Source organism: Runella defluvii, assembly GCF_014195535.1.
GTDB classification, from domain to species: Bacteria; Bacteroidota; Bacteroidia; order Cytophagales; family Spirosomataceae; genus Runella; species Runella defluvii.
In genome coordinates, this window is record NZ_JACIBY010000006.1 from 195,561 (window position 1) to 211,221 (window position 15,661).

A 15,661-nucleotide genomic window follows, 5' to 3' on the forward strand; every position below is an offset into this window, starting at 1 on the left:
TGTTTTTATCAAAAATACGGAAAATGATACATTATACATGATTTTCAATCACTATCTTTATTTAGTAACTTTGGCAGCAAAATACAAATGTATGGAGACTACTTTCTTGACTCGCATTACGTTAAACCCTACGATTGGGCACGGGAAGCCTACTATCCGAAATACCAGGTACTTGGTAGTGGTAGAAGGGTTATTGGAATACCTTGCAGGGGGCGATAGCATAGAAGATATTTTACAACAATTTCCTGACTTAGAACGTGAGGACTTGTTGGCCTGTGCATTGACAAAATTGATTTACACATCTAAATGAAAATTTACTGGCGCATTTTACAGTACGCCCGCCCGCTTAGCCGATACGTTGGGCCGTACTTTTTTACCTCTTTATTGGGTAGCTTGTTTGGGGTACTCAATTTTACACTGATTCAACCTTTACTAGATGTTCTTTTTGGGAAAGCAAAAATTCCGTCTCAACTGGTTTTTCCCTCGTTCCGTTTCGATGCCGCCTATTTGGTCGATTTGTTCCAATATTATTTTGGGCACGCCATTCAACAATACGGCAAACTAGGAGCGTTACAGTTTGTCTGCGGAGCTATTTTGTTGTGCGTTTTTTTGGCCAACGTCTTCAAATACCTTTCCATTCGAATCATTGAAAATTTTAAAGCGCACACCGTAGCCCAGCTGCGCCAAGCGGTTTTTGACAGTGCCATTCGTTTGAGCCTTTCGTTTTTCTCCAACGAGCGTAAAGGCGACCTTATTTCCCGCGTTACTACCGACGTCCAAGAAATCGAAAACTCGCTCGGACGGGCGTTTAGTGCGTTGTTCAAAGAGTTGTTTACGCTCATTTTTTACTTCGTGACGCTCTTTGCCATGTCGGTCAAACTGACTTTTTTTACGCTCATCGTCATTCCTCTTTCGGGAATTATTATTGGAACATTGGCCAAAAAACTCAAAGAATCGGCTTCGGAAGTGCAGCAGCGTTTGAGTAATATCATCAGCGTCCTCGACGAAACGTTTGGTGGGATTCGGGTGGTGAAAGGTTTTAATGCCGAAAAAGTCATTCGTCGCCGTTTTGAAGAAGAAAACCAAGGCTACCGCCATTCCTTGTTGCGCATGGTGTTTCGTCAAGAACTTGCCCCGCCGATGTCGGAATTTATGGGGGTTTCGGTCGTAGCGGGGATATTGTTGTACGGCGGGTCGATGGTACTTTCCGACAACTTTGAGCTTTCGGCTTCCACCTTCGTGACGTACATCATTATTTTTTCACAGGTGTTACGGCCTGCCAAAGAGATTTCTAACGCCATCAGTGGCATCCAACGCGGCGTGGCGTCGGGCGAGCGCATCATGCGTTTGATTGACATGCCTTTGGAAGTTCAAGATGCGCCCAATGCCCAGCAGTTCAAGCAGTTTAACTCGGCCATTGAAGTAAAAAATCTTTCGTTTGAGTACGAAAAGGGCGTTCCTGTATTGCAAAACATTTCTTTTTCACTCAGAAAAGGCAAAACCGTTGCGCTTGTAGGTTCGTCGGGCGGGGGTAAATCAACGATTGCCGATATGATTCCTCGTTTTTATGACCCCACCGAAGGGCAAATTTTGATTGATGGACTGGATTTACGTTCCATCACCACAAAATCGCTGCGCGACCAGATGGGGATTGTAACGCAAGAGTCGATTCTTTTCAACGATACAATTTTCAACAACATCGCTTTTGGCACCGAGGCCACCGAAGCCGAAGTGATGGCGGCGGCTAAAATTGCCAATGCCCACGATTTTATTCTGGAACAGCCCGATAGCTACCAAACCGTCATCGGCGACCGAGGCACAAAGCTTTCGGGTGGACAACGGCAGCGTTTGAGCATTGCGCGGGCGATTTTGAAAAACCCACCGATTTTAATTTTGGACGAAGCGACTTCGGCCTTGGACACCGAATCTGAAAAGTTGGTGCAAGAAGCGTTGACTAATTTGATGAAAAATCGTACGACCTTGGTCATTGCTCACCGCCTCAGCACCATTCAGCACGCCGATGAAATCCTGGTATTAAGCGGTGGAAAAATCATCGAACGCGGCACGCACGACGAGCTTTTAAAGGAAGAAAAAAGTTTTTATCGGAAGTTGAGCTTAATGCAAAGCTAAACTTCCGATACCGAACCGTTTGCGGTTATTTCCCCTTCCAGTCCATCCATACTTTCATGCGGCCAGCTTGGCGGTTGTCCCACGAATAGTAGGGAATTAACGTAAAGTTATCGCCGCCATTTTGGGCCTTAATCGTAGTAACACCTCCGAGCAAAGCAGGCTCAAATGCTGTTGTAAATTGGGTTTTGGGCGAAAGTACCATTTGGTCAAAATCCAAATGACGGTTGTCTTGCTCTTCAATGCAATACACAAGCGGGCCACGCTGAATGGCACGTTTGCCTACGTTGGCTTGCACGCGCGGGTCGGCCGCTACGACTTTAACGGGCATCTCCATGCGAAGTTTGAGAACATCATTTTTTGCCCATGTGCGCGCAACTGTCACGTAGCCTTTGTCTGCCACCAAGTTTGAAACTGCCTTGCCGTTGACTTCAACGCTGTATTTATCGCACCAAGCAGGGATTCTCAATTTAACCCCAAAGTCCACTTTGCTGCTATCGGGAACGACTTTAAACTCTACTTCGCCCGCCCAAGGGTAATTGGTTTTTTGGGTAAACTTCACTTTGTTAGTTCCCAATTTCACTTCAGTACTGCTACCAACGTACAAATTCACCCAAAGCGTATTCGCCGAAGTGTTGTAAATATAGCCTCCTACCGACGGCATCAAGCGTGAGACGTTGCTGGGGCAACAAGCCGTACCGTACCAAGCTTTGCGGTGGTGCATCCCAAACGAAGCCAGCGGGTTGACGTAAAAAAACAAATTCCCCGTCAGTTGTACACCTGCCAACGCACCGTTGTAAAGCGAACGTTCGAGCACATCCACGTACTTCGCCTCGCCCGAATAGAGGTTCATGCGTTGATTCCAAAAAACCATCCCCACCGAAGCACACGTTTCGCAGTAAGCCGATTCGTTGGGTAGGTCATAATCAACCGTGAACCCTTCGTTTTTGGTCGAAGAGCCAATACCGCCCGTGATGTACATATTTCGTTCAACCACATCGGCCCAGACGCGTTCGAGGGCTTGGGTGTAGCCACGGTCGCCTGTTTCGGCGGCTACATCGGCCATACCTGTGTAGAGGTACATGGCCCGTACGGCATGGCCTTTGATGTCGGTCATTTCACGGACAGGCACATCGTCTTGACAATAGCGAGCGCCATCAAAATTTTTATCTGTCCAAATCTGCCCGCGACCGTTTCCTTTGCCGCGCTGCTCAATCAGCCAGTCGGCAAGTTTGAGGTAACGGTCGTTTTGGGTCGTATGGTAGAGTTTCACCAGTGCCAACTCCAATTCTTGGTGACCTGTTACCCAAGGTCGATTTTGAAGCCGAAACGTCGAATCAAAATGATTGGCAAACCGAATGGATACATCAAGCAGTTTACGTTTTTTGGTAGCGTCGTAGTAGGCCACTGCCCCCTCTATCAAATGCCCTAAGCAGTAGTCTTCGTGCTTTTCCATGTCGGTCCAGCGTTTGTCGAGTCCCTTGAGCGTGTAGTACGTATTCAAATAACCATCGGGAAGTTGCGCTGCTGCAATCTTATCAATCCACTCGTCGGTTTTGGCTTCTAAAGCTTTGTCAGGGGTGGTTTTAAGGGTGTACGCAATGCCTTCAATGACTTTATAGACGTCCGAATCGTCGAAATAAATGCCTTTATGCTGCCCGCTTCGTTTGGCTGCATTTTCAAAATTACGAATCCGAGCCGTTGAGTCTTCGGTGTAAGTCATGCACACGGGGAGGGTCGCTGAATGCACTTTCTCAATTCGAGGTTTCCAGAAAAAATCATTGACCGTCACCTGCGAAAAATTAACAGGTACAATTTGCCGCTGTGCCAACGCACTCACAGCTCCAGCCATAGCGATGATGAAGTAGAAAAAGGGTTTCATGGAGAGGTAGATAGTTTTACTAGGAAGAAAAGCGTAGAGCAACGTATTTTTAATGGCTATCAGTCATTGTTTGGTGAAAGACAGGCAAAAAAAATGCCAGCCCTAATAGGGGCTGACCGTGAAGGTGTCTTAGCAATTATTCCTGCAAATCGAGAATTAAATCCCAGATTTGCAGGAATATCTACTATAATATCTAGCCAATCCCGAGTTCTTTGGAAAGTGCCTCAACGCGCTCGTAAAGTGCATCGACCTCCGTTTTCACTTCTGCCGTACATTCTTCTACCTTGCGACGGGTATAAAGCGAAATCGGGAAACCGCGTTTTTGTAAGTAGTACTTAGCAACCGTAGGATAGGCATAATGGATGACGGGCATGGTCTCAATCAACAACTGCTGAACGCGGGCAATGCCTGCTTGCTGGTCAGGGTTGTTATAGTTTGCGCATAGCCACACAATAACTTCTGGGAAGAAATTCCCTTGAATACACGATAAACCTGCCGAACCTGCTTGCAACGATGCCACGGCGTGCTCCATGTAGGCATCATATACGCCAAAACGCTGCCCTTGGGTGGCGGCGATTTTACCTTTTACATTGTCAATGTCGAGCGACGTATCTTTGTGGTAAACCACCCGACCCGTAGCGGCGAGTTCTCCCAAATCTTTGGCCGTAACGAGACGTTTGTAAGGAACCGGACATTCGTACAGTCCATAAATGACGCCTGGCGTTAGGTGAAGAAGTTCGTTCATTCGCTCCATAAACACCTCATCCGAGTCGTTGGCATCGGCCAACAAGCTAGTAATCACAATGACTGCTTGAATCCCCGTTGCGTAAATTTTCTTGGCAAACTCAGCCTGTTCGGCAATCGGTCCGCCAAACGTTCCTGTCGCAACCACGGGCACGCGACCATTGGCCACCTCCACTACGTGACGCGTAATGGCAAGGCGCTCGTCTTCGGTGAGTTCGTACATTTCGGACGAGAGGCAATTGGCAAAAAGACCCGCTGCTCCTGCTTGTAAATACAACTCAGTAAGTTGGGTCAAACCATCGAAATCAATCTCACCATTTTCTTTAAACGGGGTGAGCATCACAGGGATAAAGCCCTGTGGGAGTGTATCTTGCATATAGATTGGTGTATTTTAAGCTTTAGCAAACGCAACAGTGTTGGTCAATTGGCCGATTTTATCGATACGGATATTGACAACGTCACCCACTTGAAGCGTAAATTCGTTAGAAGGCACAAGTCCTGTGCCCGTCATCAAGAATACGCCTGTGGTAAATGTATTAGAACGGAACAAATAGCTCACCAAATCTTCAGGGCGGCGTTTGAGTTGTTCGAGGGTGGTACGGCCTTCAAATACTTTTGCGTCATTCCGTAAAATTTCAATGTCGATGGTGGTCGTAACAGCCATTGGCTCGGCGGGTACGTACAAACAAGGCCCTAAAGCTGCCGAACCGTCATAGACTTTGGCTTGAGGCAAATAAAGTGGGTTTTCTCCTTCAATACTACGCGAACTCATGTCGTTTCCGATGGTGTACCCAACAATTTTTCCCGTTGATGTCGCAAAAAGCGTCCATTCTGGCTCAGGTACGTTCCACGACGAATCAGGACGGATGTTGACAGTGCCACCACTTCCCACTACTTTGTGGGCAAGGCTTTTGAAAAATAACTCAGGACGTTCGGCATCATATACTTTATCGTAGAAGGTATCACCTCCTGAGTCTTTTGACTCTTCCATCCGCGCAATTTTACTGCGATAGTACGTCACTCCCGACGCCCACACTTCTTGCGTTCCTACGGGAGCCACAATGCTACTTTCGTCGAAAGACGCTTCGGGAGCAAGACTAGCGATGGTGGTTCGCAAATAAGCGTGCAAATCGTCGCGATTGATAAGTTCGTCCCAAATAAAGGTTGGGATTTTATAAAATTGGCCATCAGCCTCGGCATAAAAGCCATTGGTGGTACGATAGAGTTTCATAGAATATTTTTGGGTTCTCTCGGTCAAAAGAGACTTTGCTCAATAAATTACCATACTTGGATTTCTTTACTACGCAGTTTTAGGTAAAAAAGACTACCAAAACTCGTTCAGAGTTGCGTATAGAAGCGGCGGCACTTCTATTTTTTTTGTCTTTTTTTATATACGTACAATAAAGTTAATGTGCTGTATGATAGCCCATTGACGGTTTTTTGATGGTTTGAAAAAAGATTGTCAAGTGCAAGTTTAAATATAAAATTGTCAATTTGACAATTATTTTCTTTTTTTGCATCAGTAAGAAAGCAAAATTCGCTCTTTTAGTAGTAATTACGCTTTCGAGAAAACATTTAAACTAACTTATTTTATGTCAGTTACACTCGGAAATTCCGAATATTTCAAGGGCATCTCCAAAATTCAGTTTGAAGGTCGCGATTCAGACAATCCGCTTGCATTTAAGTGGTACGATGAAAACCGTATCATTGGCGGAAAAACCATGAAAGAACACTTGCGTTTTGCCGTAGCTTACTGGCATACGTTCTGCGGAACAGGCGCTGATCCCTTTGGCCCAGGAACAAAAGTATTTCCTTGGGATGCCAAAGCAGATGCCGTAGAGCGTGCCAAAGACAAAATGGACGCGGCATTTGAGTTTATCACCAAGCTAGGGGTACCTTACTACTGCTTCCACGATGTGGATTTGGTGGACGAAGGACCAAGCATTTCGGAGTACGAACGCCGTATGCAAGCCATTGTGGACTATGCGAAAGGGAAGCAACAAGCAAGTGGGGTAAAATTGCTTTGGGGTACGGCCAACGTATTCTCAAACCCTCGTTATATGAACGGCGCATCGACCAACCCTGATTTTAATGTGGTGGCTCATGCGGGCGTACAAGTGAAAACCGCCATTGACGCAACGATTGCGTTGGGTGGTGAAAACTACGTGTTCTGGGGTGGTCGTGAAGGTTACATGAGCTTGCTCAATACCAACATGAAACGCGAATTGGATCACCTAGGGCAGTTTTTGACCGTGGCTCGTGATTACGCGCGTAAAAATGGTTTCAAAGGTACGTTCTTCATCGAGCCTAAACCTTGTGAGCCTACCAAGCACCAATACGATTACGATTCAGCAACGGTGATTGGCTTCTTGCGCCAGTACGGTTTGGAGAAAGATTTCCAATTGAACATCGAAGTAAACCACGCTACATTGGCAGGGCATACGTTCCAACACGAGTTGCAAGTGGCCGCCGATGCGGGCATGTTGGGTAGTATCGATGCTAACCGTGGTGACTACCAAAACGGCTGGGATACTGACCAATTCCCCATCAACCTAAGCGAGCTAACGGAAGCGATGTTGGTGATTTTGGAAGCAGGTGGTATCACCGCAGGAGGTATCAACTTCGATGCAAAAACCCGCCGTAACTCTACCGACCTCGACGATATTTTCATTGCTCACATCGGTGGTATGGATGCGTTTGCGCGTTCGTTGGTGATTGCCAACGATATTTTGGTAAAATCTCCGTACAGCAAACTCCGTACAGAGCGCTATGCTTCGTTTGACAGCGGCGCTGGCCAAGATTTTGAAGCAGGAAAACTGACGTTGGAAGACCTTCATAGCTTTGCCGTAGCCAATGGCGAGCCTAAGCTCATCAGCGGCAAGCAAGAATTATTCGAAAACATCTTGAATCAATACATTTAATCATTGATTCAACCCACCTCATCTTAACAAGTGCAAAACGCCAGCGGAAAAATCCGACTGGCGTTTTGATTTAAAGGACTATACCAATTCGGCGTCCATGGTAATGTCGGTATTCAACAATTTTGAAATGGGGCAGTTCGCTTTTGCATTTTGAGCCGCTTCGGCAAATTGCTCAGCTGTCATGCCTGGTACACTTGCTTTTACCGACAAGTGAATGTTTGGAATCGCGCCGTTTTCAAACGTAACGGTGGCTTTGGTGTCGATATTTTCGGCCGTTAAACCATATTCTCCAATTACAAAGCTTAATTTCATCGTAAAACAACCCGCGTGGGCTGCCCCAACGAGCTCTTCGGGGTTAGTGCCAATGCCATCGGCAAAACGCGTGTTGAACGAATATTGCGTTCCGTCTAATACCGTGCTTTGCGTTGAAACCGTTCCGTGGCCTTCTTTACCACTTCCTTGCCAATTGGCAGCTGCTGTTCTTTTCATAGTTCTGTTGCGTTTGAATAAAATTGAATGGATTATATATAAACACTCAAAAATAGTCAGGAATTGTGATTTGTTGCTTTCTAAATTCAATCAATGTCCCCAAATCAGGGAGCCAATGGCAAAAATATTAATAATCCAGAGCGTTGGCGAGACGTCTTTTGTTTGGCCTGTCATCGTTTTTAAAACACTCCAACTCAAAAAACCAAAGATGATGCCTTGGGTGATGGAATAACTGAACGGAATCAGGACAAGGGCGAGCAAACAAGGGATGGCTTCGTCCATGCGCGACCAGTCAATTTTAGTGACGGGTTTCATCATAAATGCCCCCACAATCACCAACGCAGGTGCGGTAGCAATACTAGGCACCACCGACAGCAAGGGCGACAAAAACATGAAAGGCAAAAACAAAAAAGCGGCGATTACGGCGGTTAGACCTGTACGCCCTCCTTGCTCTATCCCCACCGCCGACTCGATGTAAGCAGTGCCTGGACTTGTCCCCAAGACCCCCGCCAGTGTAGTAGCCACGGCGTCGGTTAGTAGCGATTCTTTGATGTGACGCGGGTCGCCGTTTTCGTCGTACAAATCGGCGGCTTCGGCCACTCCTACGAAGGTCGATAAGCTATCGAAGAGGTCAGTGAAAGCAAAAGCAAAAATAACGGGGAACAACGCCAGGCTCAACGAACCGCCTAAATCGAGTTGAAACAAAAGGCTAAAATCGGGCGAAGCAAGCAGGCCGTTCCAGTTGACGAGGGCTTTTTGACCAAAATTAATCGCTGACGCATCGCCCCACCAACGGCCAATGGGAATGGCTAAAAGCGTGGTCGTAATAATACCAATGACAATCCCGCCCGTAACGCGCTTTGCGACCAACACCGCCGTTACTAGCAAACCTACCAAAAACGTAATCAGAACGGGGTCTTTGAGGTTGCCAATCCCAACGAGCGTAGCAGGATTGCCAACAATAAATTTGGCATTTGTAAAACCAATCAAGGTAATAAACAAGCCAATGCCCGACGAAATGGCATACCGTAGCGGTTTAGGAATGGCCTTAACAATGTGCGTACGGACGTTGAAAATGGATAAAATCAAAAACAATACGCCCGCCCAGAACACCGCACCAAGCGCTGTTTGCCAAGCGATTCCCATTCCTTTGACTACCGTAAAAGTAAAGAAGGCATTCAGCCCCATGCCAGGCGCAACGAGCAACGGGTTTTTGGCATATAATCCCATCATCAAGCTACAAAAGAACGACAGCAAGACGGTCGCCGTCAGGACGGCTCCAAAGGGCAAACCTGCTTGGCTTAAAATGGCGGGGTTAACGACGATAATGTACATCGTTGCCAAAAATGACGATACCCCCGCAATGGTTTCGGTACGAAGGGTAGTTTGGTGATGGGAAAGCGAAAAGTAACGTTCGAGCATGGAGAGAAGGTGGAGGTTTGAGTAGCAGTAAAAATAAGAATGCCATTGCAGAAAGTAAAGCTTTGAAACATTTACTCGCCCGCAATGGCATTCAAAAAATCAAAAGAACGGCTTAGAATGGAAGTTTTAAGCGCTCCACTGGCGTATTGTTTACCAAGTGGCTTTCTACGATTTCTTCGACGTCAGACAACTGGACATTGCCGTAAAAAATACCTTCAGGATATACCACCAAGGCAGGACCCAAAGCGCACACATCGAGGCATCCTGCTTTTTGAGCGCGGATATCAATATGGAGATTTTTGTCTTTCAACGATGTCTTGAAGGCATCTACTAGGGCCGTTCCGTGTTCGGCGCCACAACATTTCTTGCCACCATCTTTTTGGTTAGCGCAAATAAAAACGTGCTTTTTGTATTTCATAAATTAGCGTTTGGCCATCGAAGGCGACTTTATCAACGCAATATAGTCAGCCAAGATGCGCTCAGTTTCAATCATGTAAATGTCTTTTTTCTTTTTGTCGGCAGGCTTGGTAGCTACCGTACCTTCGTCGTCATCCTCCTCTTCGGTTTCCAACTTTTTCAACGCCTGACGTTTTTTCTCCGCTTCTTCGCGTTCTTTCTTACGTTTGGTTTCTTGGAGAGAAACAACGGTATTTTCGCGGGCTTTTCTGAAAAGCTCAAGTTCTTCCGTAAACGTTTTCAACTCGGGCTCGTTTTTGAGGCGTTGTTGGTATTTTTCACGCAGCTTTTCTACTTGTTTTTCGTTCAAGTATTTCGTCAAATCATAACGAGTAGTCGCAATTTGATCCCAAGGGAGCGCCGTTGGTTGTGAACTTTCACCGTATTCTGCGGCACTAAACGCCGACGGGAACTCAATGTCAGGTGACACTCCTTTGCGCTGCGTGCTGCTACCATTGATGCGGTAAAACTTCGCAACAGTGATATTGATTTGGCCCAATTTGTCGGGGTCTTTAATCCACTGGTTCAAGTCCACCATGGTTTGTACCGTACCTTTGCCGTAAGTTTGCTCGCCCAATACGATACCACGTTTGTAGTCTTGAATAGCCGCCGCAAAAATTTCGGAAGCAGAGGCACTGAAACGGTTGGTAAGTACCGCGAGTGGCCCGTCGTAATTTACTTCGGGATTGAGGTCAGATTGAACTTCTGTTTCTCCCGTTTGCTCACGAACTTGCACTACAGGCCCTTTTGAGATAAACAAACCAGTGAGTGAAATAGCTTCCGTAAGCGAACCACCACCGTTGTTACGAAGGTCAATCACTACCCCTTCTACGTTTTCAGCTTTGAGTGAATCCAATAGCTTTTGTACGTCGCGGGTGGTACTTGCAAAATCTTTATCACGTTTGCCAGCACTCTCGAAGTCACGGTAGAACGACGGAATCTGAATAATTCCAATCTTATAATCGTGTTTGTTTTGAGTAATGGTAACCACTTCCTTTTTAGCCCGAGAAGTCTGCAAATTTACTTTTTCGCGCGCCAAACGGATTTCTTTTGGAGGATCGCTTGGAAGGGCATCCGCCGCTAAAACTTGCAAACGAACAACCGTTCCTTTAGCTCCTTTGATTTTCTTTACGGCATCGTCCACGTACCAACCAACGATATCTTCGTATTTCCCTTCGTCGCCTTGGGCTACCCCGATGATACGGTCATCTTTTTTCAAGCGCTTGTCTTTGAAAGCAGGCCCACCTGGCACCACTTCTACGACTTTGATGTAGTTTCCGTCTTCGCGAAGCACCGCACCGATCCCCTCAAGGGCTTGGTACATATCTTGCTTGAAGCGGTCAGACTCAGCAGGTGAAAAATACCGCGTGTGCGGGTCAAGCACTTCGCAGAAAGCGTTCATGTACATTTGGAAGACTTGCTCGCTGCGAAAACGGCCTAAGTTACGCTCACGGTTTTTGTAGCGGTCTTTGAGTAACGTAACGATAGAAGAATCGGGTTTGCCCGAAATTCTAAGCTCAAGTGCCTCGTTTTTAATCAGTTTACGCCAAACTTCATTCAACTCGTCGGGCGTTTTCGCCCAAGCTACTTTTTCACGGTCGGTATTGAATGATTCATCGACCATAAAATCAAAAGAAGGCTTCGTCAATAGTTTCTCAATGTAAGCACTACGCTCGCGATAGCGTTTTCTAAACGTATTGTACATATCGTAAGCCGCAGTTAAGTCTCCATTGCTAAGTGACTCATCCAATTGGTTACGGTATTTTTCAAACGACTGTACATCACTCGCTAAGAAATAAAGCTTTGCACGGTCAATCTCATTAAGATAGTTCTCATACATTTTATTCGACAACGAATCGTTGAGACCAAATTTGCGGTAATGGTATCCCGAGAAAATTTTGGTCACGTACGCCTCCACCTTTTCTTGGGTGATGGTAGGCTTCAAGTCGTCTTCACTAATGGCAGAGGGGTGAGAAGCAATCACTCCCCGCGAGCGAGAATCATCAGGTTGCAGGCCAAGCAGCAACACTGGAGCTAAGGCGATTAATAGGCTTTTCATTTTCATAAACTGATTTATTGACTTTAGTGTGGCGACTTCTAAAACCAGCCTTGCGAGTGGATGTCAAAAGCGACAACCCGCTAAAATCATTTAACTATTTCTAACAACTCTACTTCAAAAACAAGGGCAGAATACGGTTTGATGGTTGGGCCAGCCGAACGCTCACCGTATGCTAAGTTATAAGGAATAAACAATTTCCATTTCGACCCCACAGGCATCAATTGAAGGGCTTCTACCCAGCCTTGAATGACACCACCTACAGGAAACTCGGCAGGTTGGCCACGTTGTACTGAGCTATCAAATACTGTTCCGTCAATAAGCGTGCCGTGGTAATGGGTTCTTACGGTGTTATTGGCCGTTGGTTTAGGGCCATCACCTGCTTTCATAATTTCATACTGCAAACCACTTGGAAGTGTAACTACGCCGCTTTTCTTTTTGTTTTCTTCCAAAAACTTTTCGCCAGCTAATTTCACAACTTCGTACTTTTTAGCTTCTTCCGACTGCTGCTTGGCTTGAAGTTTGTTAAAGAAATTGCCAAGAATCATCTGCGCCTGAGAATCGTCGAGGTCGGTTTTGCTCGACTTCAACACATCCTGAATGGCTTTAGAAAGTAAGCCTACATTGATTTTATCAAGTCCTTGCCCTTTTAAGTTTTGGGCAATATTCATACCTATACTATAAGCAACGGAATCTAACTCGTTTGTCATTTTTAACCCTGTCGCAGGTTTGCCTGGCGTAGCAGTTTTGGCAGGTGCGGCTGTTTTAGCAGCAGGTGTAGCAGGTTTTACGGGCGCTTTCTTGGTTTGAGCAAATGAAACAACGGTTGATGCTATTACCGTGAGGGTCAGCGCGATGGGATACTTCATGCAATTAGAAAAATTTGGGATTAAAATCAATTTTTGATAGTTTTCGTAAATAAACGCAAAAATGTCCGAAAAAAGTTTGGAAGAATGAATTATTTGAAATTAATACCCCATATTGGGTTATTTGTATTTTTGTTGCCTTTCAAAGCTTTTATCTAATTGGAACACTTCATCACTCCTTCTGAACTGGTCGTAAAACACGACACAACACTTCATTCGCAGCACCTGCATCGCGACATTGTCATGGACGTGGTGTTACCGCCTCACTATGAGGCAACGAATACGGCCTATCCCGTATTGTACATGAACGACGGACAGGATTTAGAACGCCTACAAATGACGCGTGTGCTAAGTGAGTTGTATCACCATCAGCAAGTGCCTCCTTTTATTCTTGTAGCAGTACATTGCGGTGAGCGCATTCAAGAATACGGCACAGCAACCCAAGCCGATTACAAACACCGTGGTGCAAGAGCCGGGGCTTATACTTCGTTTGTACTAGAAGAGCTTCTTCCTTACATCAAAAACCAGTATCGAGTTCTGACAGGCCCGCCGCACACGGTCTTTTGCGGGTTTTCGCTGAGCGGCTTGTCGGCGTTTGATATTGTGTGGCATCATCCCCAAATATTTGGCAAAGCGGGGGCTTTTTCAGGGTCGTTTTGGTGGCGCCAACGGGCTTACGAAAATCATTACGACGACCACCAAGACCGCATTATGCACCGTTTGGTGCGCGAATCGTCGGTACGGCGAGAGCAATTTAAAGAACTTACGCCCACTTTTTGGTTCCAAACGGGCACCGACGATGAAAAAGACGACCGAAACCACAACGGGATCATTGATTCTATAGAAGATACGCTAGACCTTGTAGCCGAACTCGAACGAAAAGGATTTCGGTGGGGCAAAGAAGTGCGCTACGTAGAGGTAAAAGGCGGGCATCACGACCAAGCAACGTGGTCACGGATAATGCCAGATTTCTTGCAGTGGGCTTTTGGTAACTAAGCCCATCCCCTTTGCTTTAACATGATTTTAATTTTTTTTTCATGTGGTATTAATAGTCAAGTAGGTGCTTTGTGAGCGTAAACAATACTTAAAAAGCGCACCATGAAGCACCTTATTTGGATGCTCCTTCTTACGGGAGGAATTGCTACGGCACAGGATTCGGTCAAACCTGCTCCCGACAAAAATGAGTTAAAATACAACCTAAATGCGTCGGGTACGCACTTCTTTAAAGCTACTTTTTTGAATCAGACTTGGGTACGCTTCAACCAAAGCAATCCAGGTACGACTGTGATAAATGAATCTGCCTCACAAACCTTAGATTTAGGTCTTCGTCGGACGCGTATGCAGTTGTTTGGGCAGATTTCCGACCGCGCCTTTGTGTATTTCCAATTGGGAATGAACAACTTCAACTTCCTGAACGGTTTTCCTGCTTTGGGAAATGCCCAAGGAGTACCTACCAACCGTAAAGTAGGCTTTTTTATCCATGATGCCGTGGTAGAATATTCGGCTTTTGCCAACAAAGATTGGTTAAAAATTGGGGGTGGACTAACCATCTTGAACGGACTTTCGCGTTTTAGCCAGCCGAGTGTTACCACGATTATGACGATGGATGTGCCTGTGTTTGCGCAAGCCACTGTGGACCAAACCGATGAGTTTTCTCGCAAACTCACCGTCTATGCCCGTGGTCAGGTAGGCAAATGGGATTATCGTATAGGATTAACCGACCCATTCCCCATCACCACCAACGGCGCTGCTACGCCAGCGATTTCGACCAACTCTAGCTTCGCGGCCAAAGGCCACCACAAGCAATACCAAGGTTTTTTGGTGTATAATTTGTTCGACAAAGACACGCACCAAACACCTTACATGACAGGCACTTATTTAGGAAAAAAGAAGATTTTGAACCTAGAAGGCGGGTTTATTTCTCAGAAAAAAGCAATGTGGAACACCGCCAACCAAGGCAAAGACACGGTGTATAATGCGATGAATTTGTGGTCGTTGGCATTGTTTGCTGATATGCCAATCAATAAGGCTAAAGGAACTGCCTTTTCGGGATACTTAGGCTATTTTCATACCGACTACGGCCCCAATTATTTACGTTTTAATGGCATCATGAATCCTGCCAGTGGAACTACTCAAGGGCTTTCGGGGGTATCGGGTGTGCAAGGCAATGCGTTTCCGATGTTTGGAACAGGAAGTGTGGTCTATAGCCAACTGGGCTACTTGTGTGCCGCCGATTTGTTGGGCAAAAACGGTACTTTAATGCCCTACGCCACGGCTCAAGTAGCCAACTACCAGCGCTTGTCAAAAACGGCAAGTATTTACAGTGTAGGGGTGAATTGGCTCATTAAAGGCCATAACTCCAAAATTACACTCGATTATCAAAACCGTCCAGTGTATCAAAATGCGACCGACGGCCGCCTGAGCCCCAACGGTCGCCGAAGTGCCCTGACGTTACAATATCAGATTTTTATCTAACAAAAGAGTTTTCCATCCTTCAGTAGAGTAAAGGTTTAGGTATCGTGTGAGAATCCGACTTTTCGATGAGAAGTCGGATTTTTGTTTGTTAGAACTGCCCCAACTGACAATTTTAGTTTTTGTGTAAAACTGTACTATTTGTGAGGAAATGGCGATTTTATATCTTATCTTTGACTTGTAACTACGTCTCGTGGCATTGCTAAGAGACTTACTATAGACACAT

At 46.0% G+C, this 15,661-nt stretch carries 13 protein-coding genes; 5 read left to right on the forward strand and 8 right to left on the reverse strand.

The window, feature by feature from the left end; all coding sequences use genetic code 11:
• Nucleotides 1–91 precede the first annotated feature (91 nt).
• Both FHS57_RS15820 and FHS57_RS15825 read left to right on the forward strand, forming a co-directional pair.
• Nucleotides 92–310 carry a DUF433 domain-containing protein gene (locus FHS57_RS15820; protein ID WP_183975276.1) on the forward strand — a complete coding sequence of 73 codons (219 nt, stop codon included), beginning with the start codon at nt 92–94 and terminating at the stop codon, nt 308–310.
• Nucleotides 307–2,130 (forward strand): ABC transporter ATP-binding protein, encoded by a 1,824-nt coding sequence (locus FHS57_RS15825; RefSeq protein ID WP_183975278.1) that lies wholly within the window; start codon nt 307–309, stop codon nt 2,128–2,130. The genes FHS57_RS15820 and FHS57_RS15825 overlap by 4 nt, the downstream gene beginning before the upstream one ends.
• Before the next feature lie 25 nt (nt 2,131–2,155).
• Here the strand turns inward: FHS57_RS15825 and FHS57_RS15830 are convergent, their stop codons facing one another.
• The 3 genes from FHS57_RS15830 to FHS57_RS15840 form a co-directional block, all read right to left on the reverse strand.
• A complete protein-coding gene (locus FHS57_RS15830; protein ID WP_183975281.1) occupies nt 2,156–4,009 on the reverse strand; it encodes a glycoside hydrolase family 127 protein in 1,854 nt (617 codons plus the stop codon).
• A 193-nt stretch (nt 4,010–4,202) separates the two neighbouring features.
• The gene (locus FHS57_RS15835) at nt 4,203–5,129 is read right to left on the reverse strand and encodes a dihydrodipicolinate synthase family protein (RefSeq protein WP_183975283.1); all 927 of its coding nucleotides are present in this window, start codon (nt 5,127–5,129) and stop codon (nt 4,203–4,205) included.
• Nucleotides 5,130–5,144: 15 nt separating this feature from the next.
• Nucleotides 5,145–5,984 (reverse strand): fumarylacetoacetate hydrolase family protein, encoded by an 840-nt coding sequence (locus FHS57_RS15840; RefSeq protein ID WP_028525171.1) that lies wholly within the window; start codon nt 5,982–5,984, stop codon nt 5,145–5,147.
• A gap of 361 nt (nt 5,985–6,345) precedes the next feature.
• Between FHS57_RS15840 and xylA the strand changes: the two genes are divergently transcribed.
• Nucleotides 6,346–7,674 (forward strand): xylose isomerase, encoded by a 1,329-nt coding sequence (gene xylA / locus FHS57_RS15845; RefSeq protein ID WP_183975285.1) that lies wholly within the window; start codon nt 6,346–6,348, stop codon nt 7,672–7,674.
• A 78-nt stretch (nt 7,675–7,752) separates the two neighbouring features.
• Here xylA and FHS57_RS15850 read toward each other — a convergent pair whose 3' ends face one another.
• The 5 genes from FHS57_RS15850 to bamJ form a co-directional block, all read right to left on the reverse strand.
• Complete coding sequence (locus tag FHS57_RS15850; protein WP_028525169.1) at nt 7,753–8,163, reverse strand: OsmC family protein; 411 nt, start codon at nt 8,161–8,163, stop codon at nt 7,753–7,755.
• A 90-nt stretch (nt 8,164–8,253) separates the two neighbouring features.
• Nucleotides 8,254–9,585: an NCS2 family permease gene (locus FHS57_RS15855; protein ID WP_183975287.1), complete on the reverse strand. Its 1,332-nt coding sequence runs from the start codon at nt 9,583–9,585 to the stop codon at nt 8,254–8,256.
• Between the two features lie 112 nt (nt 9,586–9,697).
• Nucleotides 9,698–10,003, reverse strand: a complete 306-nt coding sequence (locus FHS57_RS15860; RefSeq protein ID WP_183975289.1) for a (2Fe-2S) ferredoxin domain-containing protein — start codon at nt 10,001–10,003, stop codon at nt 9,698–9,700.
• Between the two features lie 3 nt (nt 10,004–10,006).
• The gene (locus tag FHS57_RS15865; RefSeq protein ID WP_183975291.1) at nt 10,007–12,100 is read right to left on the reverse strand and encodes a carboxy terminal-processing peptidase; all 2,094 of its coding nucleotides are present in this window, start codon (nt 12,098–12,100) and stop codon (nt 10,007–10,009) included.
• A gap of 86 nt (nt 12,101–12,186) precedes the next feature.
• Nucleotides 12,187–12,966 (reverse strand): BamJ family beta-barrel-assembly machinery protein, encoded by a 780-nt coding sequence (bamJ, locus tag FHS57_RS15870; RefSeq protein WP_183975293.1) that lies wholly within the window; start codon nt 12,964–12,966, stop codon nt 12,187–12,189.
• Between the two features lie 156 nt (nt 12,967–13,122).
• Here bamJ and FHS57_RS15875 point away from each other — a divergent pair, with 156 nt between their 5' ends.
• The gene (locus FHS57_RS15875) at nt 13,123–13,959 is read left to right on the forward strand and encodes an alpha/beta hydrolase (RefSeq protein WP_229601364.1); all 837 of its coding nucleotides are present in this window, start codon (nt 13,123–13,125) and stop codon (nt 13,957–13,959) included.
• A gap of 102 nt (nt 13,960–14,061) precedes the next feature.
• Entirely contained in the window at nt 14,062–15,438 is a 1,377-nt protein-coding gene (locus tag FHS57_RS15880; RefSeq protein WP_183975295.1) for a hypothetical protein, read from the forward strand.
• Nucleotides 15,439–15,661: the final 223 nt, after the last annotated feature.

Excerpts from the sequence above, each read along its gene's own strand:
- FHS57_RS15820 (WP_183975276.1), top strand. The coding sequence starts at position 92 with ATGGAGACTACTTTCTTGACTCGCATTACGTTAAACCCTACGATTGGG.
- FHS57_RS15825 (WP_183975278.1), top strand. The coding sequence starts at position 307 with ATGAAAATTTACTGGCGCATTTTACAGTACGCCCGCCCGCTTAGCCGA.
- FHS57_RS15830 (WP_183975281.1), bottom strand. The coding sequence starts at position 4,009 with ATGAAACCCTTTTTCTACTTCATCATCGCTATGGCTGGAGCTGTGAGT.
- FHS57_RS15835 (WP_183975283.1), bottom strand. The coding sequence starts at position 5,129 with ATGCAAGATACACTCCCACAGGGCTTTATCCCTGTGATGCTCACCCCG.
- FHS57_RS15840 (WP_028525171.1), bottom strand. The coding sequence starts at position 5,984 with ATGAAACTCTATCGTACCACCAATGGCTTTTATGCCGAGGCTGATGGC.
- xylA (WP_183975285.1), top strand. The coding sequence starts at position 6,346 with ATGTCAGTTACACTCGGAAATTCCGAATATTTCAAGGGCATCTCCAAA.
- FHS57_RS15850 (WP_028525169.1), bottom strand. The coding sequence starts at position 8,163 with ATGAAAAGAACAGCAGCTGCCAATTGGCAAGGAAGTGGTAAAGAAGGC.
- FHS57_RS15855 (WP_183975287.1), bottom strand. The coding sequence starts at position 9,585 with ATGCTCGAACGTTACTTTTCGCTTTCCCATCACCAAACTACCCTTCGT.
- FHS57_RS15860 (WP_183975289.1), bottom strand. The coding sequence starts at position 10,003 with ATGAAATACAAAAAGCACGTTTTTATTTGCGCTAACCAAAAAGATGGT.
- FHS57_RS15865 (WP_183975291.1), bottom strand. The coding sequence starts at position 12,100 with ATGAAAAGCCTATTAATCGCCTTAGCTCCAGTGTTGCTGCTTGGCCTG.
- bamJ (WP_183975293.1), bottom strand. The coding sequence starts at position 12,966 with ATGAAGTATCCCATCGCGCTGACCCTCACGGTAATAGCATCAACCGTT.
- FHS57_RS15880 (WP_183975295.1), top strand. The coding sequence starts at position 14,062 with ATGAAGCACCTTATTTGGATGCTCCTTCTTACGGGAGGAATTGCTACG.